This is a genomic window from Arthrobacter sp. K4-10C (assembly GCF_059090085.1).
Genome location: NZ_JBNHFI010000015.1, coordinates 42,001 through 68,444 on the forward strand (window position 1 = coordinate 42,001; position 26,444 = coordinate 68,444).

Annotated in this window: 25 protein-coding genes and 3 tRNA genes; 11 read left to right on the forward strand and 17 right to left on the reverse strand. The window is 66.3% G+C overall.

Going from position 1 to position 26,444, the window contains the following annotated elements; all coding sequences use genetic code 11:
* Nucleotides 1-111: 111 nt before the first annotated feature.
* From AC5RUU_RS18460 to AC5RUU_RS18475, 4 genes are all read right to left on the reverse strand, one after another.
* Nucleotides 112-771: an ATP-dependent Clp protease proteolytic subunit gene (locus AC5RUU_RS18460; protein ID WP_493976660.1), complete on the reverse strand. Its 660-nt coding sequence runs from the start codon at nucleotides 769-771 to the stop codon at nucleotides 112-114.
* Between the two features lie 37 nt (nucleotides 772-808).
* Nucleotides 809-1,432, reverse strand: coding sequence for an ATP-dependent Clp protease proteolytic subunit (locus AC5RUU_RS18465; RefSeq protein WP_493976705.1), 624 nt, complete (start codon nucleotides 1,430-1,432; stop codon nucleotides 809-811).
* A gap of 229 nt (nucleotides 1,433-1,661) precedes the next feature.
* A complete protein-coding gene (gene tig / locus AC5RUU_RS18470; RefSeq protein ID WP_493976661.1) occupies nucleotides 1,662-3,044 on the reverse strand; it encodes a trigger factor in 1,383 nt (460 codons plus the stop codon).
* A gap of 82 nt (nucleotides 3,045-3,126) precedes the next feature.
* Nucleotides 3,127-3,201 (reverse strand) — tRNA-Pro (locus tag AC5RUU_RS18475).
* Between the two features lie 141 nt (nucleotides 3,202-3,342).
* Between AC5RUU_RS18475 and AC5RUU_RS18480 the strand changes: the two genes are divergently transcribed.
* Nucleotides 3,343-3,413 (forward strand) — tRNA-Gly (locus AC5RUU_RS18480).
* A gap of 108 nt (nucleotides 3,414-3,521) precedes the next feature.
* On the opposite strand, the gene AC5RUU_RS18485 is transcribed toward AC5RUU_RS18480, so the two are convergent.
* The 3 genes from AC5RUU_RS18485 to AC5RUU_RS18495 all read right to left on the reverse strand — a co-directional run bounded on the left by AC5RUU_RS18485 (nucleotide 3,522) and on the right by AC5RUU_RS18495 (nucleotide 6,064).
* On the reverse strand, nucleotides 3,522-4,475 hold the full coding sequence (locus AC5RUU_RS18485; protein WP_493976662.1) for an Fpg/Nei family DNA glycosylase: 954 nt from the start codon (nucleotides 4,473-4,475) through the stop codon (nucleotides 3,522-3,524).
* Nucleotides 4,475-4,969, reverse strand: coding sequence for a ribose-5-phosphate isomerase (locus AC5RUU_RS18490; protein ID WP_493976663.1), 495 nt, complete (start codon nucleotides 4,967-4,969; stop codon nucleotides 4,475-4,477). The genes AC5RUU_RS18485 and AC5RUU_RS18490 overlap by 1 nt, the downstream gene beginning before the upstream one ends.
* 78 nt (nucleotides 4,970-5,047) lie before the next feature.
* Nucleotides 5,048-6,064 carry a hypothetical protein gene (locus AC5RUU_RS18495; RefSeq protein WP_493976664.1) on the reverse strand — a complete coding sequence of 339 codons (1,017 nt, stop codon included), beginning with the start codon at nucleotides 6,062-6,064 and terminating at the stop codon, nucleotides 5,048-5,050.
* A 164-nt stretch (nucleotides 6,065-6,228) separates the two neighbouring features.
* Here AC5RUU_RS18495 and pepN point away from each other — a divergent pair, with 164 nt between their 5' ends.
* Both pepN and AC5RUU_RS18505 read left to right on the forward strand, forming a co-directional pair.
* Nucleotides 6,229-8,781, forward strand: a complete 2,553-nt coding sequence (gene pepN / locus AC5RUU_RS18500; protein ID WP_493976665.1) for an aminopeptidase N — start codon at nucleotides 6,229-6,231, stop codon at nucleotides 8,779-8,781.
* Between the two features lie 24 nt (nucleotides 8,782-8,805).
* A complete protein-coding gene (locus AC5RUU_RS18505) occupies nucleotides 8,806-9,279 on the forward strand; it encodes an OsmC family protein (protein ID WP_493976666.1) in 474 nt (157 codons plus the stop codon).
* 80 nt (nucleotides 9,280-9,359) lie between these two features.
* On the opposite strand, the gene AC5RUU_RS18510 is transcribed toward AC5RUU_RS18505, so the two are convergent.
* A complete protein-coding gene (locus tag AC5RUU_RS18510; protein WP_493976667.1) occupies nucleotides 9,360-9,662 on the reverse strand; it encodes a hypothetical protein in 303 nt (100 codons plus the stop codon).
* A 126-nt stretch (nucleotides 9,663-9,788) separates the two neighbouring features.
* Here AC5RUU_RS18510 and AC5RUU_RS18515 point away from each other — a divergent pair, with 126 nt between their 5' ends.
* Both AC5RUU_RS18515 and AC5RUU_RS18520 read left to right on the forward strand, forming a co-directional pair.
* Nucleotides 9,789-10,475, forward strand: coding sequence for a mechanosensitive ion channel family protein (locus tag AC5RUU_RS18515; protein ID WP_493976668.1), 687 nt, complete (start codon nucleotides 9,789-9,791; stop codon nucleotides 10,473-10,475).
* A gap of 3 nt (nucleotides 10,476-10,478) precedes the next feature.
* The gene (locus AC5RUU_RS18520; protein WP_493976669.1) at nucleotides 10,479-10,931 is read left to right on the forward strand and encodes a globin; all 453 of its coding nucleotides are present in this window, start codon (nucleotides 10,479-10,481) and stop codon (nucleotides 10,929-10,931) included.
* Nucleotides 10,932-10,953: 22 nt separating this feature from the next.
* Here AC5RUU_RS18520 and AC5RUU_RS18525 read toward each other — a convergent pair whose 3' ends face one another.
* Nucleotides 10,954-11,613 carry a DUF8185 domain-containing protein gene (locus AC5RUU_RS18525; RefSeq protein WP_493976670.1) on the reverse strand — a complete coding sequence of 220 codons (660 nt, stop codon included), beginning with the start codon at nucleotides 11,611-11,613 and terminating at the stop codon, nucleotides 10,954-10,956.
* 63 nt (nucleotides 11,614-11,676) lie between these two features.
* Here AC5RUU_RS18525 and AC5RUU_RS18530 point away from each other — a divergent pair, with 63 nt between their 5' ends.
* Nucleotides 11,677-12,657, forward strand: coding sequence for an acyl-CoA thioesterase (locus tag AC5RUU_RS18530; protein WP_493976671.1), 981 nt, complete (start codon nucleotides 11,677-11,679; stop codon nucleotides 12,655-12,657).
* A 118-nt stretch (nucleotides 12,658-12,775) separates the two neighbouring features.
* Here the strand turns inward: AC5RUU_RS18530 and ettA are convergent, their stop codons facing one another.
* From ettA to AC5RUU_RS18545, 3 genes are all read right to left on the reverse strand, one after another.
* Nucleotides 12,776-14,458: an energy-dependent translational throttle protein EttA gene (gene ettA, locus AC5RUU_RS18535; protein ID WP_493976672.1), complete on the reverse strand. Its 1,683-nt coding sequence runs from the start codon at nucleotides 14,456-14,458 to the stop codon at nucleotides 12,776-12,778.
* A gap of 49 nt (nucleotides 14,459-14,507) precedes the next feature.
* On the reverse strand, nucleotides 14,508-15,056 hold the full coding sequence (locus AC5RUU_RS18540; protein WP_493976673.1) for a DUF6993 domain-containing protein: 549 nt from the start codon (nucleotides 15,054-15,056) through the stop codon (nucleotides 14,508-14,510).
* A gap of 143 nt (nucleotides 15,057-15,199) precedes the next feature.
* Entirely contained in the window at nucleotides 15,200-15,763 is a 564-nt protein-coding gene (locus AC5RUU_RS18545) for a single-stranded DNA-binding protein (RefSeq protein ID WP_493976674.1), read from the reverse strand.
* A gap of 214 nt (nucleotides 15,764-15,977) precedes the next feature.
* Here AC5RUU_RS18545 and AC5RUU_RS18550 point away from each other — a divergent pair.
* Nucleotides 15,978-16,050: transfer RNA gene (locus tag AC5RUU_RS18550), tRNA-Arg, on the forward strand.
* 105 nt (nucleotides 16,051-16,155) lie between these two features.
* On the opposite strand, the gene AC5RUU_RS18555 is transcribed toward AC5RUU_RS18550, so the two are convergent.
* Complete coding sequence (locus AC5RUU_RS18555; protein ID WP_493976706.1) at nucleotides 16,156-17,328, reverse strand: ROK family transcriptional regulator; 1,173 nt, start codon at nucleotides 17,326-17,328, stop codon at nucleotides 16,156-16,158.
* A 183-nt stretch (nucleotides 17,329-17,511) separates the two neighbouring features.
* Here AC5RUU_RS18555 and xylA point away from each other — a divergent pair, with 183 nt between their 5' ends.
* Both xylA and xylB read left to right on the forward strand, forming a co-directional pair.
* The gene (xylA, locus tag AC5RUU_RS18560; protein WP_493976675.1) at nucleotides 17,512-18,699 is read left to right on the forward strand and encodes a xylose isomerase; all 1,188 of its coding nucleotides are present in this window, start codon (nucleotides 17,512-17,514) and stop codon (nucleotides 18,697-18,699) included.
* Between the two features lie 3 nt (nucleotides 18,700-18,702).
* Nucleotides 18,703-20,121 (forward strand): xylulokinase, encoded by a 1,419-nt coding sequence (gene xylB / locus AC5RUU_RS18565; protein WP_493976676.1) that lies wholly within the window; start codon nucleotides 18,703-18,705, stop codon nucleotides 20,119-20,121.
* A gap of 118 nt (nucleotides 20,122-20,239) precedes the next feature.
* On the opposite strand, the gene AC5RUU_RS18570 is transcribed toward xylB, so the two are convergent.
* The 3 genes from AC5RUU_RS18570 to AC5RUU_RS18580 are packed head-to-tail and all read right to left on the reverse strand — an operon-like array spanning nucleotide 20,240 to nucleotide 23,459.
* Nucleotides 20,240-21,079 (reverse strand): sugar phosphate isomerase/epimerase family protein, encoded by an 840-nt coding sequence (locus AC5RUU_RS18570; RefSeq protein WP_493976677.1) that lies wholly within the window; start codon nucleotides 21,077-21,079, stop codon nucleotides 20,240-20,242.
* On the reverse strand, nucleotides 21,076-22,290 hold the full coding sequence (locus AC5RUU_RS18575; protein WP_493976678.1) for a dihydrodipicolinate synthase family protein: 1,215 nt from the start codon (nucleotides 22,288-22,290) through the stop codon (nucleotides 21,076-21,078). The genes AC5RUU_RS18570 and AC5RUU_RS18575 overlap by 4 nt, the downstream gene beginning before the upstream one ends.
* Complete coding sequence (locus AC5RUU_RS18580) at nucleotides 22,290-23,459, reverse strand: Gfo/Idh/MocA family protein (protein ID WP_493976679.1); 1,170 nt, start codon at nucleotides 23,457-23,459, stop codon at nucleotides 22,290-22,292. Before AC5RUU_RS18580 ends, AC5RUU_RS18575 begins: the two co-directional genes overlap by 1 nt.
* A 172-nt stretch (nucleotides 23,460-23,631) precedes the next feature.
* Between AC5RUU_RS18580 and AC5RUU_RS18585 the strand changes: the two genes are divergently transcribed.
* Both AC5RUU_RS18585 and AC5RUU_RS18590 read left to right on the forward strand, forming a co-directional pair.
* Nucleotides 23,632-24,711 carry a LacI family DNA-binding transcriptional regulator gene (locus AC5RUU_RS18585; protein ID WP_493976680.1) on the forward strand — a complete coding sequence of 360 codons (1,080 nt, stop codon included), beginning with the start codon at nucleotides 23,632-23,634 and terminating at the stop codon, nucleotides 24,709-24,711.
* Between the two features lies 1 nt (nucleotide 24,712).
* Nucleotides 24,713-25,510, forward strand: a complete 798-nt coding sequence (locus AC5RUU_RS18590) for an alpha/beta hydrolase (protein ID WP_493976681.1) — start codon at nucleotides 24,713-24,715, stop codon at nucleotides 25,508-25,510.
* A 13-nt stretch (nucleotides 25,511-25,523) separates the two neighbouring features.
* Here the strand turns inward: AC5RUU_RS18590 and AC5RUU_RS18595 are convergent, their stop codons facing one another.
* Nucleotides 25,524-26,426, reverse strand: coding sequence for an aldose 1-epimerase family protein (locus AC5RUU_RS18595; RefSeq protein ID WP_493976682.1), 903 nt, complete (start codon nucleotides 26,424-26,426; stop codon nucleotides 25,524-25,526).
* Between the last annotated feature and the right edge of the window lie 18 nt (nucleotides 26,427-26,444).

Sequence of the window (26,444 nt, forward strand, 5' to 3'; positions counted from 1 at the left end):
CGAGGACCGGTTTGTGACAACATCCACTCTAGGTCACATTGGCCCCCATGGGTGGAAGGAAAAGGCCGGTGGGGCCAAATGAACTGGCCCGCACCGGCGCTTTACGTACTGCTACCTCGTGATTGCCTGAGGTTTGATCTTGCGTGAATCCAGGACCTGGTCGATCAGCCCGTATGCCTGGGCCTCGTCCGCGGTAAGGATCTTGTCACGCTCGATGTCGTTGTTAACCTGCTCCGACGTTCGGCCCGAGTGGTGGGCCAGGGTGTCCTCAAGCCAGGACCGCATGCGCATGACTTCCGCCGCCTGGATTTCCAGGTCGGAGGCCTGTCCGCCCTGGCCGCCGGAGAGGGCGGGCTGGTGGATCAGTACCCGGGCGTTGGGAAGCGCCAGGCGCTTGCCCGGGGTTCCGGCAGCAAGGAGGACGGCGGCGGCGCTTGCGGCCTGTCCCAGGCAGACGGTCTGGATCTCAGGCCGGATGTACTGCATGGTGTCGTAGATGGCCGTCATGGCGGTGAAGGAGCCGCCGGGCGAGTTGATGTAGAGGGTGATGTCTCGGTCCGGGTCGGTGGACTCGAGGACCAGCAGCTGGGCCATGACATCGTCGGCCGATGCGTCGTCCACCTGCACGCCGAGGAAGATGATGCGGTCCTCAAAGAGCTTGGTGTAGGGATCCTGGCGCTTGAAGCCGTACGGGGTACGCTCCTCGAACTGGGGCAGGACGTAGCGGCTGGACGGAAGATTACCGGCAGACCACCCGAAGTTGTAGTTCATTTTTGTTGCTCCTGATCTGAGTGTTCTTGGTGCCGGGTTAGTTCTCGGATGCTGACTGGCTGCCCGAGCCGTTCGACGTTCCGCCGCCGCCGGACACGGAGCCGGCATGGGCGGCGATCTTGTCGAAGAAGCCGTACTCGAGGGCCTCCGTAGCGGTGAACCACTTGTCGCGATCGTTGTCCTTGAGGATGGTGTCCACGGTCTGCCCGGTTTGCTCGGCGGTCAGCTCCGCCATGACCTTCTTCATGTGGAGGATGAGTTCGGCCTGGATCTTGATGTCCGAAGCGGTGCCGCCGATGCCGCCGGAGGGCTGGTGCATCAGGACGCGGGCGTTGGGGGTGGCGTAGCGCTTGCCCTTGGTGCCGGAGGACAACAGGAACTGTCCCATGGAGGCGGCAAGGCCGGTGGCGACGGTGACGACGTCGTTGGGGATGAACTGCATGGTGTCGTAGATGGCCATGCCGGCCGTCACGGAGCCGCCCGGGGAGTTGATGTACAGGTAGATGTCCTTGTCCGGGTTCTCGGCGGACAGGAGGAGCAGCTGGGAGCAGATTGCGTTGGCGTTGTCATCGCGCACCTCCGAGCCAAGCCAGATGATCCGCTCCTTCAGCAGGCGGTTGTAAATGTAGTTGTCCTGGGCCGCGGGATCGACGGTCGCCATCCGGGGGGCCTCTGGGTGCTGTGACATGTTTACTTACCTCTCGCTGGTGACGGTGACATCACTGAAAATCACTACTTGGACACTAACCGGTTTCACCGACATTTTGTTCGCGCCCCGAGGGCTGTTCGCTGACGGCGCACGATGGGCGAACCGGGGGTGGTTGAACCCCCGCGGAACGCGAACGGCCCCCGGATCTGGCGATCCAGGGGCCGTGCGTGCGTCGTTGTGACTAGGCCTTTGCCTCGGCCTTGTCGTCCTCGGCAGCGGTCTCGGCCTCAACAGCCTCGGTGTCTGCTGCTTCAGCAGCGGGAGCTTCCTCGCCGCCGGGACGGACGAAGTCGCTCAGGTCCACGGCCTTGCCGTCAGTGTCGGTGACTTCGGCCTGGCCGAGGACAACAGCCAGCGCCTTGCGGCGGCGGACCTCGGAAACCATCATGGGGACCTGGCCGCTCTGGTCGATGATCTGCGCGAACTGGTTGGGGTCCATGCCGTACTGGCCGGCGGTGGTGACGATGTAGTCGATCAGCTCGTTCTGGCTGACGTTGACTTCTTCCTTCTCGGCAATGGCGTCGAGGATGATCTCGTTCTGGAAGGCCCGGGCGGTGTTCGCGCGGACTTCTTCGCGGTGTTCCTCGGTGTCGTGCTCGCCTTCGCCGTGGCCGCTGCCCTCCTTGAAGTGGGCTTCGAGCTGCTCCTCGACGACGGAGTCCGGAACCGGAACCTCGACGAGCTCAACCAGCTTGTCCAGGACCTTGTCGCGGGCCTCAACGCCCTGCTCCACGATCTTGGAATCGGCGGCCTGCTTGGCCAGGTCTTCGCGGAGTTCGGCCAGGGTGTCGAACTCGGAAGCCAGCTGGGCGAAGTCGTCGTTGGCTTCCGGCAGTTCGCGTTCCTTGACGGCCTTCACCACAACCTTGACCTGGGATGCTTCGCCGGCATGGTCGCCGCCCACCAGGGTGGTTTCGAAGATGGCGTCTTCGTCGGCGCTGAGGCCGGTCACGGCCTCGTCAAGGCCTTCGAGCATAGTGCCCGAGCCCACCTGGTAGGACAGTCCGGAGGCGGAGTCCACCTCTTCGCCGTCGATGGTGGCGGTGATGTCGATGGTGAGGAAGTCGCCGTCGGCAGCCGGGCGGTCAACGGACTTCAGCGTGCCGAAGCGGCCGCGCAGCTCATCAAGGGCCTTGTCCACGTCTTCTTCGGAAGACTCGGCAGCGGCAACCTCAACCTTGATACCGGCGTAGTCCGGCAGTTCGATCTCGGGGCGGACGTCAACCTCGGCAGCGAACTTCAGGCCGCCGTCGGTGGCGGAGGGATCCGGAACTTCGGTGATCTCAACCTCGGGACGGCTCAGCGGGCGGATGCCGGATTCCTGCACGGCAGCCTGGTACCAGCCGTTGAGGCCTTCGTTGATGGCGGTTTCGAGGACGTAGCCACGGCCGACGCGCTGGTCGATGAGCTTGGCGGGAACCTTGCCCTTACGGAAGCCAGGGACCTGGATCTGCGAAGCAACAGTCTTGTAAGCCGAGTCGATGCTGGGCTTCAGTTCCTCAAAGGGAACCTCAACGTTGAGCTTGACCCGCGTGGGGGTGAGGTTCTCGACAGCGCTCTTCACGGTCTAAGTACTCCTGGGTTTGTGGGATGGGTTTCTGCAAACGCAATGTTTTTGTCCAGGCCGTGTGGTCCGGGCCGCAGAGTCGGGGTGACAGGATTTGAACCTGCGACTTCCTGCTCCCAAAGCAGGCGCTCTAGCCAAGCTGAGCTACACCCCGTTAGTGCACAGGCAAGTCTACGGTGATACGCGCCGTGTTTGCACATTTGACACGTAGCCCATGGATTAGGTTTAGTTATATCCGGCTTGGACAGCCAGCCCGAAGTTTCCAGCTGCTAGTGTTGCAGTCAGAACTTCCTTCGGGGACGTAGCTTAATGGTAAAGCCTCAGTCTTCCAAACTGATTACGCGGGTTCGATTCCCGTCGTCCCCTCTGCGGAACAAAAAGCCCCTCAATTGAGGGGCTTTTTTCGTTCCAGACTTTTTCGTCCGGGCTTTTTCGCAGGGGCTTTTTCGTATCCGGGGTCTCTCCGTACCCCGCTTACTCCTGCTGGCAGTTCGGGCACCAGTACAGGTTGCGGCCGGCCAACTCGGCGATGAGCACGATGGTGCGGCACACCCGGCAGGGCAGGCCGTGCCGCTTGTAGACGAAATGGACGTCATCGCGGGACGGGAAGCTTCCGCTCCTGGCCGGGACCGGCAAGCCGGCGGCGGCTGCTTTCGCGGCGGTCGTCCCGTTGAGGGTCCAGTACTTGGGCGGCGTGGTGATGATGCGGCCGTCGGCCACGCCGTCGTTCATGAGGGAGACGACGTCGCGCCACAGTTTCCGCGCCGCGGTGTCTGTCACGGCAGCCCCCGGAAGCCAGGGGTGCAGGCGCAGCCGGAAAAGGACCTCGGCCCGGTAGACGTTGCCGATGCCGGCAATAATCTTCTGGTCCATCAGCAGCGCGGCCACAGGTGCCTTGCGGCTTTGAAGGTTGGCGGCAAAGCGGCCGGCGTCGCCACGGCGGTTGCGCAGCGGATCGGGCCCCAGCCGGGCCAGCACGGCATCGGCCTCCGCGGCAGTGATCGTTTCGCAGGTTGTTGCACCGCGCAGGTCCGCCCAGCCGTGGCTGCTGGCGAGCCGGACCCGGACCGCCCCCACCGGGGCGGGCGGGCCCGCGTAGGGGGCACCGGCGTCGTCATTTCCTTCCGGGAAGGCCTCCTGCTCCCCCACCCTGCGTGGCGCCCCAATACTGGAGGCGCCGGTGAAGGTGCGGTCCCCGCCGAAGCTCCAGGCGCCGTACAGGCCCAGGTGGACGTGCAGTACAAGCGAGTTGTCGAAGTGCAGGAACAGGTGCTTTCCGTGGGCTTCGGCGGTGAGCAGCGTGTGGCCATCCAGCAGTGCTGCTCCCCCGCGGAACCTGCCCTGCGGGCTGGACACGGCGAGCTTCTCCCCGGCGAAGACGTCCCCGAACTGTCGGGCCAGGCGTCGGACTGAATGCCCCTCCGGCACTACTCGATGACCTCGCCGGTGGCCTCGTAGGCAGCGATCTTGCCGATCCTGCGGACGTGGCGCTCATCGTTGCTGAAGGGCTCGGCCAGGAAAGCTTCGATGAGCTCCGTGGCTTCCTCCACCGTGTGCTGGCGGCCGCCAACAGCCACCACGTTGGCGTCGTTGTGCTCGCGGGCCAGGGTGGCTGTGGAGTGGTTCCAGGCGAGGGCTGCCCTTACACCCTTGACCTTGTTCGCCGCGATCTGTTCGCCGTTTCCGGACCCGCCCAGCACGATGCCGAGTGCGTGCACTCCGGCCCGCTGGTCGGCCACCACAGCGAGGGCGGCGTTGATGCAGAAGGACGGGTAATCGTCCTGGGCGTCATAAACCTTGGGACCGTGGTCCACCACTTCATAGCCCTTGGCGGTCAGGTGGGATACCAGGTGGGCGCTGAGCTCCATTCCTGCGTGGTCGGTGGCGATGTGGACCCGCGGGAAGGCAGGGGAAGAGGTCACGAGCAGAATCCGTTCAGTTAGCGGCGCTGGCGGCCGGTCCGGGAGGCGCCGGCCGGTGGAACAACACGGACAAGGATACTAGGAGTCCGCGGGGCCGGCCTGCTGGGAACCCCCGCCCCGACGCGCCCTGTCGGCCACCCGGGTGAGGACTTCCGCGAGCCGTGTGGCCGAAGCCTGGCTTCCGCTGCTGACTGCCAGGCGCCGGCCGTCGCTCTTGCTGACGACGACGGCGGGGCCGCTGCTGACGAGCATCGCGGCGGTTTCTCCGTGGTTCCGGTAGCCCCACCCGCCATAATCAGCGGCCCGCACGTCCGCCGCGCTGGCTGCAGTGATGGAACCTGCCGGGATGTCCATCACCGGAACCACGCCCGCCAGCAGGACTTTCAGTCCGCCGCGGTCCGCCTTGACGCGGGCAAACAGGAACGCGGCTCCAAAGAAGGCCATGATCACGAGCAGTACGCCCAGCCACGGCACGGCGATGGCGATCAGCGCCGCCGGGAACAGAGAAGCGATGGCGATCATGACAAAGACCGAGCTCCGGGCGTGGACCCAAAAGCGCATGCTGTCCCTGGTCAGGTCCGGATCGAGTTCTTTGGCGATGGCAGCCTGGAGGGCCCGGTCGTCGTCCGGGGACCACTGCTGGTCCGCTTTGTAGACGAAGCCCATGGTCACGCCGAGGGCCACCGCGGCGCCGCTGCCGAGCGCAAGGACAGTCAGGTCAACCCGGGATTCCCGGGCGTCGGCGAGTCCGGCCTGGCCGACGAGGCCGGCCGCCAGGGCGGTGGTCATGAAGAGGCTGAGGAACAGGCCGGCGCCCATCATGATCCGGCGCATCACCACCGGCCTGCCCAGCGGCACGGCCTGGTAGAGGACAAGCCAGCCGAACAGCACGATCATCAGGGCGCCCGCACCAACGAAGGCACCGAACGGGGCGAAGGCTGCGCCGCCGGCGTCCGTCCAGCGGACGGCCAGCGGCTCGGGGAGGTCACGCCGCAGCAATAATGCGCAGAGGACAAAAGCGCCGGCCAGCACGACCGGAAACCCGACGGCAAAGCGCAGGGCCTTGGCATCCACCGAATCCAGGAACTTTCCCATGAGTTAACGCTACTCCGCGCCGGGCGCCGCCGTGACGGTGCAGCACGCCGCGCTGGGTGTGACGGGGGCAACGTGCGGGGGCCGGGAATGCAAGAATGATCAGTGCCGGAGCTGGGTACCCCACCTCCGCAGCCGCAACTTCTCTGGAGGTCCACTTGCCAGGCATGAACCTGACCCGCGCCGAAGCCCGTGAGCGGGCCGAACTGATCACCGTTGACTCCTACGATATCGACCTGGACCTGACAAGGGGCGGGGAGGTTTTCGGCAGCACCACCACCGTGAAATTCACCGCAAGGCCCGGGTCCTCCACCTTCATCGATGCCGTGACGCGCACCGTGCACAGTGTCACCCTGAACGGCCGGGGCCTCGATCCGGCCGCCGTGTCGGACGGTGTGCGGATCCAGCTGCCGGACCTCCAGGAGCACAACGAGCTCACTGTCGTGGCCGATGCCCCGTACATGAACACCGGCGAAGGCCTGCACCGGTTCGTGGATCCGGTGGACAGCGAGGTCTACCTCTACACCCAGTTCGAGGTTCCCGATTCGCGCAGGATGTTTGCTGTTTTTGAACAGCCGGACCTGAAGGCCACGTTCGCGTTCACCGTCACCGCGCCGTCGCACTGGGATGTCATCTCCAATTCCCCCACTCCCGCGCCGGCCGCGGTTGCTCCTGGTGAGGATGGCAGCGCCCGCTCCGTCTGGACTTTCGCCCCGACTCCCCGGCTCTCCTCCTACGTCACCGCTTTGATTGCCGGCCCGTACCAGTCCGTCCGCAGCGAAGTGGCCAGCTCCGACGGCCGGGTTATCCCGCTTGGCGTCTTCGCACGGAAGTCTCTCATGCAGTACCTGGATGCGGACAACATCTTCGAGCTGACCCGGCAGGGCTTCGCATTCTTCGAGGAGCAGTTCGGCTGCCCCTATCCCTTCGAGAAGTACGACCAGCTCTTCGTGCCGGAGTTCAATGCCGGCGCGATGGAGAACGCCGGGGCAGTGACCATCCTTGAAGGCTACGTCTTCCGCAGCAAGGTCACCGGCGCCCAGATTGAGCGCCGCGCCATCACCGTCCTGCATGAGCTGGCCCACATGTGGTTCGGAGACCTGGTGACCATGCGGTGGTGGAACGATTTGTGGCTGAACGAATCGTTCGCGGAGTACATGTCCCACCTGGCGGCGGTGGAAGCCACCTCGTTCACGAGCGCCTGGACCACCTTCGCCTCGGTGGAGAAATCCTGGGCGTACCGCCAGGACCAGCTGCCCACTACCCATCCCATCTTCGCCGAGATTAACGACCTGCAGGACGTCGAGGTGAACTTCGACGGCATCACCTACGCCAAGGGCGCGTCCGTCCTCCGCCAGCTGGTGGCCTGGGTGGGGCCGGAGCAGTTCATGGCGGGCGTCCGGGAGTACTTCGCCAAGCACGCCTGGCAGAACACCGAGCTACGCGACCTGATGGTGGAGCTGGAAAAGGCCAGCGGCCGCGACCTGGACGACTGGGGGCGGCAATGGCTGGAAACCGCCGGCGTCAATACCCTCAGGCCGGAACTGGAAACAGACGCCGACGGCACGCTGCGGTCCTTCGCGATTCTGCAGTCCGCGGTGCAGGAATGGCCCACCATCCGTCCGCACCGGCTCGCGGTGGGCTTCTACAACCTGAACGATGCCGGAAAGCTTGAGCGGGTGCACCGCGAGGAGCTGGACGTCGACGGCGAACGCACGGAGGTGCCTGCCCTGGCGGGCCTGGCCCAGCCTGACCTGATCCTGGTCAACGACGACGACCTCGCCTACGCCAAGGTCCGGCTGGATCCGAAATCGCTGGCGACGGCGACGGCCCACCTGAAGGACTTTGAGGCGAGCCTGCCCCGGACCCTCGTCTGGAATTCCGCATGGGATGCTGCCCGCGACGGTGAAACCCCTGCCCGGAAGTACGTGGAGCTGATCCTGGCCAATGTTGCGGCCGAATCCGATTCCTCGGTGATCCTGGTGCAGCTCCGCCAGCTGGCCACCACGCTGAACTTCTACGTGGCCGAGGAGCACCGGAAGGCAACCACCGTGGCGGCGGCGGACAGGCTCTGGATGCTTGCTTCCGAAGTTCCCGGTGGCTCGGATGCGCAGCTGCAGTTCGTCAAGTCCTTCGCACTGCTGGCAAGCAGCGGGCAGCAGCTGGACCGGGTGGCCGGGTTGCTCAACGGCACGGTGCCGCTGGAGGGGCTCAGCGTGGACCAGGACCTCCGCTGGGAGCTGGTGGCTTCGCTGGTTGCCGGCGGCCGGATGGGCCAGGACGGAATCGACGCCGAACTGCGGCATGACAACACGTCCAGCGGGCAGAATGCCGCAGCCCTGGCCAAGGCGGCCATCCCGACCCCCGAAGCGAAGGCAGCGGCCTGGGACTCGATCGTGGTCAGGGGCGAACTGTCCAACGCGTTGCAGGGATCGGCGGTGACCGGCTTCATGCGCGTCATTGACCGGTCCCTTCTGGAGCCCTACGCGGAGAAGTATTTCGAGGCGGTGCCGGGCATCGTCGAAAGCCGCACGCACGCACTTGCCCAGCAGATCGTCGTCGGACTCTATCCTGCACTGCTGACCACGCAGGCGACTATTGACCGCACGGACGGCTTCCTCGCGGCCCTCCCGCCCGGGAGTGCGGCACTGCGGCGCATGATGCTGGAAAACCGCGACGGCGTTGCGCGCGCCCTGCGTGCACGGGCCGCCGATGTGTAGCTCCACGAACGCAGTGGGTAAGTGATGGGCCTTTCCGAACACCACTACGCCCTGGCGGTGCAGTGGACCGGCAACCGGGGTGACGGGACTTCGTCGTACCGCGGCTACGCGCGGGACCATGACGTGATCATCGCCGGGCTGCCCGTCCTCAAGGGCTCCGCAGACCCGACGTTCCACGGCGACCGGGAACGGTACAACCCGGAGCAGCTGCTTCTCGCCGCACTGGCGCAGTGCCACATGCTCTCCTACCTGCATGTGGCCGTCAAACACGGCGTGGTGGTGACGGACTACCGCGACGAGGCGACGGGAATGCTGCGGCTGAACCGTGACGGCAGCGGCCAGTTCGAACGGGTGACGCTGCGCCCCCGGGTTACCGTTGCGGACGCCGGGCAGGCGGAGCTGGCGCAGGGGCTCCACCACGAAGCCAACCAGGTGTGCTTCATTGCCCGGAGCGTGAACTTCCCCGTGGAACACGAGCCTGTGACGCTGACGCCCTGATACCCCAACTGGGTAGCAGCAGATGTCGTATTGGGGGCCCAAAACGACGTCTGCTGCTACCCAGATGGGGTGGACGGGCCTCAAAGGATTCGGCGAAGCTCGTCGATGGGCCGGGCTTCCGTTGCGGCCACAAGCCCGGCTTTACGGGGCCGGTCCAGTCCGCGCCTGCGTTCGTCCCGCAGGGTGTCCTCCAGTGTTTCCCGCCAGGGCCGCTGGGCCGGTACCGGATTCCGGGCTACGTCGATGACGGCGCCGCAATCTCCCGACACGCCGTCATAGGCGTTCGCGCCAAGTGAACGGTCCGCCCTGATCCATACCGCACCCGGCGGCGGCCCGCCCGCCGTTCCCCGCGCCAGGAGGGCGGCCCGGTGCCCGGCAGCCACCGCCCGGCGGACGACTTCTGCTGACAGGAAGGCGGTTCCGCCGAGGACGAGGATGCGGACGGCTCCACGGTACGGGGCTAGGGTTAAAGGAGAACACAGCCACGCTTCAAGGAGTTTTTCCCGCTTATGGTCAGCATGTTGTCAGTCCTGCCGTCCGCCGCGTCCGATCCGGGCGGCATCAGCATCACGGGGATCGTGATCAGCCTCGGTGTGGGTGTTGCCGTATGGCTGGTAGCAACGTTCGTCATTTCGCGTATCACCTCGCGGGTGGCGTCCGGAAGCAACTTCTTCAAGAAGCGCACGTTCAAGTGGGTGGCGCCCGCCCTGCGCGCGCTGGACCATGAACGGCGCGTGCAGCGCGCCGAGACCATTGGTTCACTGCTGAACAGCGTGGTGGGCGTCCTGGTCGTGGTCATCACCGGCATGTACGTGCTCCAGAACCTGGATATCAACATCGCCCCGCTGCTCACCAGCGTCGGGATCCTCGGTGTGGCCATCGGTTTCGGCGCCCAGCAGCTGATCCGCGACTTTTTGGCGGGCATCTTCATCACCATTGAAGACCAGTACGGCATCGGCGACGTGATCGAAACCAGCGAGGTGGTGGGCGTGGTCGAGTCCATGGGCCTGCGTATCACGCGTGTCCGCTCCGACGACGGCGCCATCTGGTACCTGCGCAACGGCGAGATCCTGCGCGTGGGCAACCGCTCGCAGGGAAACTACACGCCAGTGCACGAATCAGCAGACGGAACCACGGACCAGAGTTCGGATCATGGTGCCCAGAACACCAAGACCGAACAGAAAGCCGGAGAATAAACCATGACGATTCCTGTCGAGCCACAGCGGCCGCGCCAGCTGATGCAGAACGATCCCTTCAGCCAGCCCGGCTACACCGATAACTTTTACGACGCCGTGGGCGGCCACGACACGTTCGTCAAGCTCATCGATGTCTTTTACGACGGCGTGGCAACCGATCCGCTGCTGCGGCCGATGTACCCGGAAGAGGACCTGGGGCCGGCCAAGCGGCGGTTCCTGATGTTCCTGGAGCAGTACTGGGGCGGGCCCACCACATACGGCGAAGAGCGCGGCCATCCCCGCCTCCGGATGCGCCACATGCCGTTCAAGGTGACGCCCGAGGCAAAGGACCGTTGGCTCTTCCACATGCGCAAAGCCGTGGACGCCCTGGAGCTGCCGCCGCTCTACGAGGGCACGCTGTGGGACTACATGGAGCGCGCCGCGCTGTCCATGATCAACAGCCCGTCCGACCAGTGAGCTGTGCTGCCTTCGCTGCCGCTTAGAGCAGCCCGCTTCCGGTCCGCGCGAGGACGTGCCCCCGGTTGCCGGTGAGCCGGAACCAGCGGCCGGACCGGTACAGCTTCTGGTCGCCGTCGGCCAGGAAGCCCAGGGCGAGGGCCGCGAAGGCCGCGCCCGCCGGCAGTCCGGAGCTGTCCAGTACCCTTCCCCAGACGGCGGCGCGCGCGTTGTTCACGACCATGGCGCCTGGCTTGTCAGGGACAATCTTGGCCACTTCAGCGATACCGGCCTCGGCAGCCTCCCGAAGGAATGCGTCATGCAGCGGGCCAAGCAGCTCCCAGCCGCTCCGCGGGGCGCCCACTCCCGTCCAGGATTCGGTGACGGTGGTCGGCGGAACCGGCAACTCGACGTCGTCCTCCCCAGCCCTGGCCAGACGGTCCAGGACAGCCGACAGCGTCACGGTGACGTCCGTCTCCGAGGGTGCGGCCAGTGCCATGGTGCGCAGTCCCAGGATGGTGGGAGTGGACTCGCCCAGCAGCCTGGGCCGCAGCACGCACACGTACGCCGCGAGGACGGAACCGGCAGCCTGCAGCCGGATCGCGCCGTCGTCGATGGCTTTGGCACGCGTGGCGTAGGTCTTTAGGTCAGCCAAATCCCTGGGATCGGCGAAGCGGAAGGACGAGGTGAGGAGATCAGACACACTAAGAACACTACCGGCTGGGCGCCGGTTGAGCAGTGCGGGGGCGCCGTCTAGAGTCAAACCATGACTGAAGCCGAAGCCGGACTCCTGGCGCCTCCAAGCGGTGACCCCACCTCCTCGCTGATCAAACTCCTTGACCTTGGCCAGCTGGAGGGGGCGCGGACGGACGAGGACATCTTCCTTGGGCCATCTCAGCAGCAGCCCCACCACCGCGTCTTCGGCGGCCAGGTACTGGCACAGTCACTTATCGCGTCCATCCGAACGGTGGACGCGGAGCGCTTCGTCCATTCCATGCACGGGTACTTCCTGCGGCCCGGCGACGCCAACAAGCCCATCACCTTCGGGGTGCAGCGGCTCCGTGACGGCCGGTCCTTTTCCGCCCGGCGCGTCCATGCGTACCAGGACGGCGTGCCCATCCTGTCCATGATCGCGTCCTTCCAGGGGGAGGACGAAGGGGTCGAGCACGAATCCCCCATGCCTGTGGGCATTCCGGACCCCGAATCCCTCCCCTCCACCGCGGACCTGCTGGGCAAGTTCGACCACCCCGTAGCACGGCACTGGGCCTACGAACGGCCCTTCGACATCAGGCACGTGGATCCGCCGCTGTACGTCTCGGCCAAAGGCACCAGGGAAGCCCGGAACGCCGTATGGATGAAGACGTTCGGGCCCATGCCGGACAACGCCAACCTGCACCGGGCTGCCCTGGCTTACGCCAGCGACTACACGCTGCTGGAGTCCATTTTGCGTCGGCATGGCCTGAGCTGGATCACGCCGGGCATGAACGTGGCCAGCCTTGACCATGCCATGTGGTGGCACCGTCCCGCCCGGGTTGATGAATGGCTCCTCTATGTCCAGGATTCACCCAGTGCGCAGGGCGCCCGCGGACTTGCCACCGGCAGGATTTTCAACCAGGCCGGCCAGCACGTTGCGTCGGTTGCACAGGAGGGCATGGTCCGGGTCCCCACGGATTTGAAGAGCAAGGTGGCGGGTGCCTTTCAGTCCAAGGTCCTGGAGCACCAGATCCGCAAGGCTGGCCGCGACTAGCTGTCCCTGGGAATCCGCGTCCGCCGAACAGCTGCGTCCTGGAAAACCCCGGGCGCGGAGGAGGCCGGCACCCATGCGGGTGCCGGCCTCCTCCGGTCTGTGGCTCCTTGCCCGGCGCTTAGTCGCGGGTCAGGCGGCGGTGGGTCACGCGATGCGGCTTCGCGGCATCGGGGCCGAGCCGCTCCACCTTGTTCTCCTCGTAGGACTCGAAGTTGCCTTCAAACCAGTACCACTTGGAGGGGTTTTCGTCATCGCCTTCGTAGGCCAGGATGTGCGTGGCCACACGGTCCAGGAACCAGCGGTCGTGCGAGACGACGACAGCGCAGCCGGGGAATTCGAGCAGCGCGTTTTCCAGGCTGCTGAGGGTTTCGACGTCGAGGTCGTTGGTGGGCTCGTCGAGGAGCAGCAGGTTTCCGCCCTGCTTGAGGGTCAGGGCGAGGTTCAGGCGGTTGCGCTCACCGCCGGAGAGCACGCCGGCCTTCTTCTGCTGGTCCGGGCCTTTGAAGCCGAAGGCGGCAACGTAGGCGCGGGACGGCATTTCCACGTGGCCCACCTGGATAAAATCGAGCCCGTCAGAAACAACTTCCCACAAGGTCTTGTTGGGGTCGATGCCGCCGCGGCTCTGGTCCGCGTAGGAAATCTTGACGGAGTCGCCGATCTTCAGGTCGCCGCCGTCGAGCGGTTCCAGGCCAACGATGGTCTTGAACAAGGTGGTCTTGCCCACACCGTTGGGCCCGATGACCCCCACAATGCCGTTGCGGGGCAGGCTGAAGGACAGGCCGTCAATCAGGACCCGGTCCTCAAAGCCCTTTTGGAGGTTCTTGGCCTCCAGCACCAGGCCGCCCAGACGGGGTCCCGGCGGGATCTGGATCTCCTCGAAGTCAAGCTTGCGGGTACGGTCCGCCTCCGCGGCCATCTCCTCGTAGCGGGCGAGGCGGGCTTTCGACTTGGTCTGCCGGCCCTTTGCGTTGGAGCGGACCCACTCGAGTTCCTCAGCCAGGCGCTTGGCCTGCTTGGCGTCCTTCTTGCCCTGGATCTCCAGCCGGGCGCGCTTTTTCTCCAGGTAGGTGGAGTAGTTGCCCTCGTAGGGGTACAAGTGGCCGCGGTCCACTTCGGCGATCCATTCCGCCACGTGGTCCAGAAAGTAACGGTCGTGGGTGACGGCCAGGACGGCGCCGGAGTAGCTGGACAGGTGCTGCTCGAGCCACAGCACGCTTTCAGCGTCCAGGTGGTTGGTGGGCTCATCGAGGAGCAGCAGGTCCGGCTTCTGCAGGAGGAGCTTGCAGAGAGCGACGCGGCGGCGCTCACCACCGGAAAGGTTGGTCACGTCAGCGTCTGCGGGCGGGCAGCGGAGCGCGTCCATGGCCTGCTCGAGCTGGGAATCAAGGTCCCAGGCGTCGGCGGCATCGATGGCTTCCTGGAGCTTTCCCATTTCCTCAAGGAGGGTGTCATAGTCAGCGTCAGGGCTGGCCATTTCCTCGGAAATTTCGTTGAAGCGCTGGATCTTGCCGTAGATCTCGCCCACGCCTTCCTGGACGTTTCCCAGGACGGTCTTCTCTTCGTTCAGCGGAGGCTCCTGCAGCAGGATGCCTACGGTGTAACCGGGGCTGAGCCGGGCCTCGCCGTTCGAGGGGGTGTCCAGTCCGGCCATGATCTTGAGGATGGTGGACTTACCGGCACCGTTCGGGCCTACAACGCCAATCTTGGCGCCAGGGAAGAACGACATGCTTACGTCGTCAAGAATGAGCTTTTCGCCAACGGCTTTTCGGGCCTTGGTCATTGTGTAGATAAATTCCGCCATGGTTCCAAATCTAGTGGGTTGGCTGGCTTAACTCATATTTGCCGCGGATTCAGGACCCCACGAAGCACTTGCCGCTCGCCAGCACCGGCAGGACCGTCACCGTGACGGTTCCCTCCCGGACCTGGCCAATGACGCAGTCACTGCCTTGCAGCACCGCCGCCTCGATGGCGTCCGCCTCCAGGCCAGTGGGGGTGCGGCTCTGCGAGACCTGAAGGACTGCGGGCGCGATGCCGGCGCCTGTCAGGGCATCGGCAACCTGGGCGGTGGCAGGCTTGGGCGCTGCCGACGCCAGTTGCGTCAGTACATTAGTGACAGTCTGCTTGACCGTTTCGGTGGCCGCCGCAGCCGGATCGGGTGATGGCTTGGCCGACGTATCCGCTAGCGCTTCGGGGTCCTGGACGTTGCCGTCACCGGCCGGAGCCGTTTGTGCAGGTACGTCCCCCGTGCCGGTTAGGGGCGTGGCAGGTCCGGTGACGGATCCCGGGGTGCAGGCGGACATCATGGCGACAAGGGCCGCGCCGGCAACCACGCGAAGTGGCAGGGAACGGAACGGGATGGAAGCTGCACGCGCGGCCGATGAGGCACCGGTTAGATTCATCTGCCGATGGTTAGGGATAAGCCGCATGGTGTCATTCTGCCACGGGCCACGGGGCCGGTTTGCAACCTGGGCGGACAGGGCCAGGCCGGGGGGTGCCGGGGCCTTGCCCGCCCAGGAACCTGCGGGGCGGTGGTTGTGGTTTCCTAGACTCCGGATTCGGCGAGCTCCCCCGTTTCCAGGTCCAGGGCGACCAGGTCACCGTTTCTATCCTCGATGTATGCTGCAGCCGGATCCCCTCCTTCGGTCAGGTCCTCTTCAACGTCCTCCGGCTCCTCGAACGCACCGTCCGTGGCAGGCTGGCGGCCACCGTCGAAAGAAGGCTCCTGCTCCACCAGCGAGAGCAGCGGTTTGGTGGAGGATCGCATGAAGTTGGCGGTGCCCCAGGTGAGGTCATGACCCACGGCGTCAGCATCAATGGTGTGTGAGTAGTAGACCCTGCCGTCCCTTTCCCAGCTGCGGATCTTCAGCTTGCCCACCACGATGACGGGCTGTCCTTTTCTGATGCTGCAGCCCATGCTGCCCGCAAGGTGGCGGTAGCCCTGGACCAGGAACCAGTTGGTGTGGCCATCCGCCCAGGTGCCGGATTCCCTGTCATACCGGCGGGAGGTGGAGCCGATCCGGAAAGAGGCCGTGGCCACTCCCCCTGGTGTTGTTGCGGTTTTGATCTCGGTGGCGACGAAGCCCCGGATCGTTATGGTGTCGCTCATCTCTACGTCCTGTCGTCAATGGTGGCGCCTTAGCAGGCAAGACCAGCTTGCCGCCGGAGGTTGGCAGGAACGAGAGCCGTATAGTGCTATGTGAACAACCGCCCTGACGGGCAGCCTGTGGAGGAGAAGTCCGGCACCGGACAGCCATGACACCACCGGCAGTCCGGGCAATGTAGACTTTTTGAGGCGCCGGAGTTCACCTCCCGACGCACCCGCCTCAGTAGCTCAGGGGATAGAGCAGCGGCCTTCTAATCCGCCGGTCGGGGGTTCGATTCCCTCCTGGGGCACATACGAGGAACGCCTCCGGTCCAAAACCGGAGGCGTCGTTGTCCCCGTCGAAAATAGGTCGTTGTCCCGGTAGCAAATTGACCGCTGGTGCATCTGTCCCCAAGTCAGGACTGCAGCAGGTACGGCGCGTCGATGAGCGAACGGACCACGCTCCCGGCAGAGCCGAGGAGCGCACCGGACTGTCCCACGACGGAGAGCGTCACCTGCTCCGGGGAAAACCTGCCCGGAGCATATTTTTCGAGGCTTTCCAGAAGCGGCGCCCGCAGCCATGGGTCGAGGATGGCGAAGTGGCCACCGAGCACCACGGAGCCGATGTTCACTACCCGGGCAGTCGAAGCCAGTGCCACGCCCAGATGCCGGCCCGCGAGATCCACGGCCTGCAGGGCCCCGGGCCCGCCGGCCTGCAGCGACTGCACCAGTGCGCCCATTGACTGGGAGTGCGTCCGGGAATCAGCGGGAATGCCGGCCGCGGCAAGAATGGCGTCCTGGCCGGCCACGGTTTCCAGACAGCCGGTCCCGCCGCAGGAACAGCGGGCGCCGTCGGGTTCCACCACGACGTGTCCTACTTCCCCGGCGTGTCCCTCCGGGCCGGAGAACAGCTCCGAACCAATGACCAGTCCGCCACCAACGCCCACTTCGCCGGAGACGAACAGGAAGTTGGACCCGCCGTCTGGCCGGTGCCGCGCCTCGGCCAGGGCTGCAGCGTTGGCTTCGTTGAACAGGGCGACGCCCAGCGGTGCGCCAGGCAGCAGCGCGCCGGGGTCCAGGTCAACATCCGTCCAGCCAAGGTTCGGGGCGGTGAGAACGCGGAATGCAGCAGGATCGACGAGTCCGGGCACCGCGAGCCCTCCCCCAAGAACCTCCACCCCGCCGTCCGCGGCCCCGGCGCGCAGGCGGCCAGCCAGCCCGGCGAGCGCGGCCAGCACGGGGCCCGTTCCGGAGAGGCGGTTGTCGCGCTCCTGCACTTCATGGACCATGAGCTTCCCGGACAGATCGACCAGGCCCGCCGAAATGTAGTCAACGTTGATTTCCATACCCAGGACGGCGCGACCAGGGCTGAGTTCAAGCCCGACCCCGGGGCGGCCGCGTCCCTGCTGGCTTTGTCCTGTTTCACGGAGGAGCCCCGCGTCCAAAAGGTCCAGGACCAGGCTCGACACCGAGGCCTTGGTCAAGCCTGTTGCCGCGGCCACTTGGGCCCTGCTGGGATGAACACCCGCCGGCGCCTCAGCTATGGTGCCCAGCACCAGCGCGAGGTTGCTCCGGCGCACATCGCCCATGCTGCCGGGAGCGCCGGCCTCGGTTGCAGCCAATGCGGATACCGTCGCCACGGGAAAGCTCCTTCAGGATTTATTCTCCGGCGCGGGAGCCGGACCTCTTGACCCCAGCCTACGGCCGTGCATATAGTTTAGGCAATGAACTAATTGCCCGCGCTACTGCGGCACAAGTGCAAGGACGCATCAATGACCTTTTCCCCCACCCCCACAGACAAGTTCACTTTTGGCCTCTGGACCGTTGGCTGGACCGGCGCGGACCCGTTCGGTGTCGCTACCCGCGCCGCGCTCGACCCGGTTGAGGCGGTGCACCGTTTGGCTGAACTGGGCGCCTATGGCATCACGTTCCACGACAACGACCTGGTCCCCTTCGGTGCCACTGCCTCGGAGCGGGACCTGATCCTGAAGAATTTCCGGGCGGCCCTGGCAGAGACCGGCCTGAAGGTGCCCATGGTCACCACGAACCTGTTCAGCCACCCGGTGTTCAAGGACGGCGGCTTCACCTCCAACGACCGCTCCATCCGCCGCTTCGCCCTGTCCAAAGTCCTGCGGAACATCGACTCCGCCGCAGAATTCGGCGCCGAAACCTTCGTCATGTGGGGCGGCCGCGAAGGCAGCGAATACGACGGCTCCAAGGACCTCGCCGCCGCCCTGGACCGCATGAAGGAAGGCGTGGACACCGCCGCCGGCTACATCAAGGACAAGGGCTACAACCTCCGGATCGCGCTCGAGCCCAAGCCGAACGAGCCCCGCGGCGACATCTTCCTGCCCACCGTCGGGCACGGACTGGCGTTCATCGCCCAGCTTGAACACGGCGACATCGTGGGCCTGAACCCCGAAACCGGCCACGAGCAGATGGCCGGGCTGAACTTCACCCACGGCATCGCCCAGGCCCTCTGGGCCGGCAAGCTTTTCCACATCGACCTCAACGGCCAGCGCGGCATCAAGTACGACCAGGACCTCGTCTTCGGCCACGGCGACCTCACCAGCGCCTTCTTCACCGTCGACCTGCTCGAAAACGGCTTCCCGAACGGCGGCCCCCGCTACGAGGGTCCCCGGCACTTCGACTACAAGCCCTCCCGCACCGACGGCTACGACGGCGTCTGGGAGTCAGCCAAAGCCAACATGGCCATGTACCTGTTGCTCAAGGAACGCGCCACCGCGTTCCGTGCCGACCCCCAGGTCCAGGAAGCCCTCGCCGCCTCCGGCGTCTTCGAACTCGGCGAATCCACCCTCGCCGAGGGCGAGAACGCCGCGGACCTGCTCAAGGACGCCGCCGCGTTTGAGGACTTCGACGCCGACAAGGCCGCCGAGCGTTCCTTTGCCTTCGTCAGGCTGAACCAGCTCGCCATCGAACACCTCCTCAACGCCCGCTAGGCCATGGCCCTCGTAGCAGGCATCGACAGCTCCACCCAGTCCTGCAAGGTGGTGATCCGCGACGCGGACACCGGAGCACTGGTTCGGCAGGGGCGCGCCGCCCATCCGGACGGCACCGAAGTCCACCCCGACCACTGGTGGACAGCACTCCAGGAAGCCATCACCCAAGCAGGCGGGCTGAATGATGTTGTGGCTGTGTCAGTCGCTGGTCAGCAGCACGGCATGGTCTGCCTGGACAGTGACGGGGAGGTGGTACGTCCCGCCCTGCTCTGGAACGACACCCGCAGCGCAGGTGCCGCCGCAGGCCTCATCAAGACCGCGGGCGACGGCGACACTGCCGCCGGGGCCCGCTACTGGGCGAAGGCAACCGGCACCGTTCCGGTAGCGTCGCTGACGTTGACCAAGCTGCACTGGCTGGCGGAGAACGAACCGGATAACGCCGCCAGGGTGGCCGCAGTGTGCCTCCCGCACGACTGGCTGTCCTGGCGGCTGATGGGCTACGGCCCCGGCAGCGGCGAGGCAGGGCTGAAGGCCTTGGCGACGGACCGTTCGGATGCTTCGGGAACGGGGTACTACTCGACGGCGGAGGGCCGGTACCTCACGGAGGTCTTGGCCGCGTCGTTGGGCCGCGTGCCGCTGCTGCCGAGGGTGCTCGGGCCCCTGGAAGCTCCCGGCCGGACGGCTGCAGGCAGTTTGCTGGCGGCCGGCGCCGGAGACAATGCAGCCGCCGCCCTGGGTGCAGGTGCTCGGCTGGGGGACGTCGTGATGTCGCTGGGCACCTCCGGAACGGTCTTTGCCGTCTCGGAAACGCCGGCGGCCGACCCTTCCGGGCTGGTGGCCGGATTCGCCGACGCCGCGGGGCACTACCTGCCGCTGGTCTGCACACTGAACGCCACGCGCGTTTTTGATGCCACCGCAAGTCTGTTGGGAGTCGACCTTCCCGCGTTCAACCGGCTGGCACTGTCCGCGGAGCCTGGATCCGGAGGCTTGACACTGGTCCCGTACTTGGACGGCGAGCGCACGCCCAACCTGCCCGACGCCACGGGTTCCCTGCACGGCATCACGCGCGCGAACTACACGCCGGAAAACCTGGCCCGCGCCGCCGTCGAGGGCGTGGTCTGCTCACTGGCCGACGGGCTTGCCGCGCTGCAGCAGCAGGGAGTGGAAGCCCGTCGGATCATCCTGGTGGGCGGCGGCGCGCAGTCACCTGCGGTGCAGGACGTTGCAGCGCAGCTGCTTGGGCTCGACGTGGCAGTGCCGCAGCCGGGCGAGTACGTTGCCGACGGCGCCGCACGCCAGGCTGCTGCGGTGCTCGCCGGAGAATTTCCGCAGTGGAGCCTCGACGCCGTCGACCTCCCCGCAGCGCAGGACGTGGGCGGGGTGCTCGCCCGGTACCGGCGGTCCGCATCGATGTACGCCTAGGGCACCCGCTCAACAGAAGGACCCGGACCGCTTTGCGGTCCGGGTCCTTTCCCCGTGGGGCGCGGGCTCCTGGCAGCTATGTTGGAGAGCGTGGCAAGGGACCGCGGTCTGCATCAGGTCAGGCGTGCGGAAGGACAAGCTCCGCGTAGCGCTCCTTAACTGTGGACAGGACGGTGTTGCCGTCCGTGTCCCAGATCTCCTGCCTGAAAATTTCCACTTCGATGTCACCGGTGTACCCGGCGTCGCGCACCCAGGTGCCGATGGTGGCGAAGTCCACCACGCCGTCTCCCATGTATCCGCGGGACAGCAGCGGATCGGCGGCGATCGGCATGTTGAAGTCGCAGACCTGGTAGGAGGCGATCCGGTTTTCGCGCCCGGCCCGCTCGATCTGCGCCTTCAGTTCCGGATCCCACCAGACGTGGAAGGTGTCGACGGCGACCCCCACGGCCGAGGCGTCGAACGGCGCCGCGAGGTCCAGGGCCTGGCCAAGGGTGGAGATGAGCGCGCGATCAGCGGCATACATCGGGTGCAGCGGCTCCAGCACCAGCCGGACACCGTTCTCCTCGGCGAAGGGAACCAGGTCGGCGAGGCGGTCCGCTACCCGCCGGCGTGCTGCCACCACGTCCTTCTCCCCCGGCGCCAGGCCGCCGACCACCAGGAAGAGTTCCTTGGTGTCCAGGGCAACGGCTTCGAGGATGGCGGCCCGGTTGTCAGCCAGCGCGGCTGCCTGGCCTTCAGCGTCCGCTGCGGTGAGGAAGCCCCCGCGGCAGAGGGAGGAAACCCGCAGGCCGGCGTCCTTGATCAGGCGTGCGGCCTTGTCCAGCCCGGCTTCCTCCACCCGGTCCCGCCAGGGTCCGATGGCGGGGATGCCCGCATTGACGCAGCCCTCGACAACCTGCGACAGGGTCCACTTCTTGGTGGTGGCGCTGTTGATGGACAGGCGCGAGAAGTCGCTCATACTCCAACCCCGTTGATGCGCAGGTAGTCGGACATCCGGAAGGCGGCCAGCGCCGGGTCCTTGAGCAGGCCCGCCTGGTCGGCCAGTTCGAAGGTCCGGGCGAGGTGGCAGACGGAGCGGCCGGAGTGCAGGCCGCCCACCATCTGGAAACCGGGCTGCTTGCCGTTCAGCCACGACATGAACGCAATACCGGTCTTGTAGTAGAAAGTGGGTGCGCTGAAGATGTGCTTGCCCAGCTCGCGGGTGGAGTCCAGAATTTCGCGTGCCTTGGCGGCGTTTCCGGCGTCGTAGTTCTGCAGGGCCACCGAGGCTGCCGGGTAGATGGCTGCGAAGATGCCCAGCAGGGCGTCGGAGTGGTGCCTGCCGTCGCCGTCGATGAGCTCCGGGTAGTTGAAGTCATCGCCCGTGTAGAGGCGCACGTCTTCGGGCAGTGCAGCGCGCAGGGCCACCTCGTGGCTGGCGTCCAGCAGCGATACTTTCACGCCGTCAACCTTGTCCGCGTTGTCCTTCATGAGGTTCAGGAACGTTTCGGTGGCGGCGGGCACGTCGTCCGAGCCCCAATAGCCGGCGAGGGCGGGATCAAACATGGTTCCCAGCCAGTGCAGGATGACAGGCTGGTTTACTTCCTGCAGCAGGGTGGAGTAAACGTGCAGGTAGTCCTCCGGGCCGCTTGCCACCTTGGCCAGGGCGCGGGATGCCATGAGGATGACCTTGGGGCCGGCCTCGCTGATGACGGCGATCTGCTCGCGGTAGGCCTCGAGGACTGCCTTGATGCCCGCCTCGCCGGTAGGCACGGAGGCGATGTCCAGCTGGTCGGTGCCGGCACCGCAGGCCACGAGGTCCCGTACGGACTTGCCGGCAGTTGCGGCGTTACCCGCGGCGACCACCGAGGCGGCTTCCACACCAGTGCGCTTGATGAGCTGCTGGGTGGCTGCCCAGTCCAGGCCCATGCCGCGCTGGGCGGTGTCCATGGCGTCGGCGATGCCGAGCCCGTAGGACCACAGCTCATGGCGGTAGGCCATGGTGGCGTCCCAGTCCAGCCGGGCCGGAGCTCCGGGAGTGTTGTCGGCGAGGACTTCAGGGATGACGTGCGCCGCGGCGTAGGCCCGCCGCGCAGTCAGGGGGGCAGCCGGGCGGGCCCAGGTGGTGGCGCCCTGCAGCCGGTATTCCCGCGTGCCGCCGTCAGAGGAAGGAAGGATGAGCGAGGTCATTAGAGGGTGATCTCCGGGATGTCGATGGTGCGGCGTTCGTCATTGGACTGCAGCCCGAGTTCGGCGAGCTGGACGCCCCGGGCGGCGGAGAGCAGGCCGAACCGGTGTTCGCGGCCGGCCACGACGTCGCGGAGGAATTCTTCCCACTGCAGCTTGAAGCCGTTGTCCAGTTCGGCGTTGGCGGGGACTTCCTGCCACTGGTCACGGAAGGATTCGGTGACGGGCAGGTCCGGGTTCCAGACGGGTTTGGGGGTATGGGCGCGCTGCTGGGCAACGCACTTGTTCAGGCCGGCGACAGCGGAGCCGTGCGTGCCGTCCACCTGGAACTCCACCAGTTCGTCACGGTAGACCCGGACGGCCCAGGAGGAGTTGATCTGGCCAATGACCTCGTCGCCGCCCGGGGTTTCCAGCTCGAAGATGCCGTAGGAGGCGTCGTCCGCGGTGGCCTGGTATTCCTTGCCGGCTTCATCCCAGCGGGCGGGGATGTGGGTGGCGGTCTTGGCGTTGACGCTCTTGACCTTGCCGATGATGCCTTCCAGGACGTAGTTCCAGTGGCAGAACATGTCCGTGGTCATTCCGCCGCCGTCTTCCTTGCGGTAATTCCAGGACGGACGCTGGGCTGCCTGGATGTCGCCTTCGAAGACCCAGTAGCCGAATTCGCCCCGGATGGAGAGGATGCGGCCGAAGAAGCCTTCGTCCACCAGGCGGCGGAGCTTGACCAGGCCGGGCAGGTACAGCTTGTCGTGGACGACGCCTGCGGTGACGCCGGCTTCCTTGCCGATGCGGGCCAGTTCGATGGCTTCCTCGAGCGTTTCGGCGGTGGGCTTTTCGGTGAAGATGTGCTTGCCCGCCTGCATGGCCTTCTTCAGGGTGGCGGCGCGGAGGCTGGTCATGGATGCGTCGAAGACAACATCGACGGTGGGGTCGTTGATGACGGCGTCGAGGTCCGTGCTCCACTCGGCAACCTTGTGCTTCTCAGCGAGCTCGCGGATCTTGGCCTCGTTGCGTCCCACCAGGATGGGCTCCACCTGGATCCGGGTGCCGTCTTCAAGGGTGAAGCCGCCGGCGTCGCGGATGGGAAGGATGGAACGCAGCAGGTGCTGGCGGTAGCCCATCCGGCCGGTGATGCCGTTCATGGCGATGCGGATCGTTTTCGTTTCGAAGCCCATGTGTCCTCCACGGTGAGTGAGCAGTGTTACTCAGGTCCTATTGGGAAAGCGCATTCCCACTTCCTCAATCATGCACGCCCACGACACAGTTGGCAAGCGCTTTCCGGAAGGAACTTCCGACTGCCATAATGTGGTAACCGCTATTATTGGCCCACTACGTCCAGGAGATGCCGTGGCTGCAAGTACCCTCACCGAGGTGGCCCGGCTGGCCGGGGTGTCTCCCGCCACCGCGTCGCGCGTTCTCAACGGCTCCGCCCGGAAACCCGGGAAAGACATCGCTGACCGGGTCCGCCAGGCGGCCGACTCGCTCGGATACATCCCCAATGCCCAGGCCCAGGGGCTCGCCAAGTCCAGTTCCGGGCTCATCGGCCTCATCGTCCATGACATCGCGGATCCATACTTCGCCGCCATTGCCCGGGGGGTCCAGGAAGCGGCCCGGGACCAGGGCAAAATGGTCCTGCTGGCCACCACCGGCGGCAGGCCTGCCGAGGAGAAGGAAGCCGTGGCGGCCTTCGCCGCACGGCGCGCCGACTCCATCGTGATCGCAGGTTCACGGTCGGCGCGGACGGAGGACCAGGAGGACAACGCCGAGCTGGCCGCGGAGCTGGACAGGTACTGCCGCAACGGCGGGCGCGTGGCCGTCGTCGGGCATCCGGTGGTAGGCGCGTCCGCGCAGGAGGGCTACCATGTGGTGGCCGTACCCAACCAGGAACTCGCCGGCGCGCTTGCTGCCGAACTTGCGGCCGGTTGGAACGGCGATTTCGTGATCATCGGCGGACCAGAAGGCCTTCTGACCTCGGACGACCGGATCCATGGCTTCCAGGAGGGCCTCGCCCGTGCAGGACACGCGCCGGCTGAAATACTGCGCAGCTCCTTTAACCGCGCCGGCGGCTATGAGGCAGGCCTTGAGCTTGCGGCGCGGATCAAGGGCCGCAGGGCGGAGGCGGGGGCACCGGCGGGTCCGAAGATGTGCATCTTCGCCGTGAACGACGTTATGGCCATTGGTGCCGCAGCCGCCCTGCGCGCCGAGGGGCTGCGGATACCCCGCGACGCTACCATCGCCGGTTTCGACGACATCGAGACCCTCCGGGACTTCCGCCCCGCCCTCTCCACAGTGCGCCTGCCGCTGGAGGACATCGGCCGGCTCGCCACCCGGGCCACGGTACCAATCGCAGCCGGCGAGGACGACGGTGGCCGTCCGCAGGCTATCACCGGCGAAGTCACGCTGCGCCGCAGCACCGAGGCTGCCTAGCATGGCGATCAACCTCAAGGCAGTTCCGGCCGCCGGCGGGGGCGACGGCGGCGCCCGTCCGGCATTCCTGGTGCTTCCCGGCGGCGGTTACGGACGGCAGGCCGACCACGAAGCGGAGCCGGTGGCCGAGTGGCTGGCCTCCCTGGGCATCCACGCCTTCGTGCTCCGGTACCGGGTTGCCCCGGACCGGCATCCGGCTCCCCTTGAAGACGCCAAGGAGGCAATGCTGTCCATCCGCAGCGGCACGCACGGCCTGCCGGTTGATACGGAACGCGTGGGTGTGCTCGGGTTCTCGGCCGGCGGGCACCTCGCGGCCACCCTCTCCACGGCGGCCGCCACCGGCGACCCCCGGCTGGACGTCCGCGCAGCGGTCCCGGAGCTCAGCGTGCTGTGCTACCCCGTCGTATCCCTGACCCGGGAAGTACACCAAGGGTCGGTGGACAACCTCCTTGGCGGGTCGCCGTCGTCGGACATCCTCGCTGCCCTGTCCGCGGACACCCACGTCAGCAGCGTGACGCCGCCGGCGTTCCTCTGGCACACGGCCGATGACGCCGCCGTGCCAGTCAGCCACAGTCTGCGCTACGCAGGTGCGCTGATGGCAGCCGGGGTTCCGGCGGAACTGCACGTTTTCCCGCAGGGCCGCCACGGCCTGGGCCTGGCGGACGGGGAGCCGGGAGCGCAGCAGTGGCCTTCCCTGTGTGCGGACTGGCTGGAGCGGGCGGGCTGGGCAGTCCCTGCCGGCGCGACTCCCCTTGCCGGGGCGGCAGCCGGCAGGAACAACCAGCCGCCGACTCCTTGACAGCACCGCTCCGTCAGCCCAGTGCCCTGATGGTCCACGAAGCCGAGTGGGAATCGCCGGGCTGCAGATGGACCAGGTCCCGGCCCGAATTGAAGGCATCCGGCGGGCAGGTCATCGGCTCGACGGCCAGTCCCAGCCGGTCGGGGCCAACGGGCTTGTCCGCCGTGTGAATCTGGACCCATGGCCACTCGCCGCCCCACTCCAGTTCGACTCCCGTTCCGGCCGGGTCCGTCACCCGCACCCGTGCCAGCCCGTGGTTGTCCCTGCTGATGCCGGTGAAGGCGTGGTCTATCTTCAAGGGGCCCACGCGACGCGGCGCGCGGAAATCAAACGAATGGCCCTCAACACTGCGCATCCCCACCGGCAGCAGCCGGTCCGGGCTGACCTCAAGAAACTCCCGCGCCGGAATTTCGACCAGCCAGTCGTCCAACGGTGAGGGGCCGGCCACCAGGTAGGGGTGGGGGCAGACACCATATGGCGCACGGGCATGGCCCTTGTTCGCGGCTTCCACCGTGCTCCGCAGACCGTCCGCCGACAAGGAGTAGGTTGCGGTGAGGTCCACTTGCGACGGATAGGCCGGGCCGTCCGCGACGCGGCAACCCAGGATCACCCTGCTCCCATCGACCTCCCGCAACTCCCATTCTTTCGCGGTAACAAGGCCGTGGAGCGCCGAACCCCTCTCGGGCTCGTTGACGGGCGCGGCGAAAGCCTTCCCTGCGTAGGTATACCTTCCGTCCGCAAGCCTGTTGGGCCAGGGAGCACAGATGAGGCCGCGGTAGTCGGGGATGCGCCCGTCCACGCCGAAGCCGACCACAAGGTCGCGGCCGCCGTGGCGCAGTTCCCGCAGGGCGCCACCACGCAGCGTGACCACGGCCGTGTAAGGGCCCGAGCTGATGGTGTATTCAGTGGCAGACATGGCTGGCTCCGGAAAGTA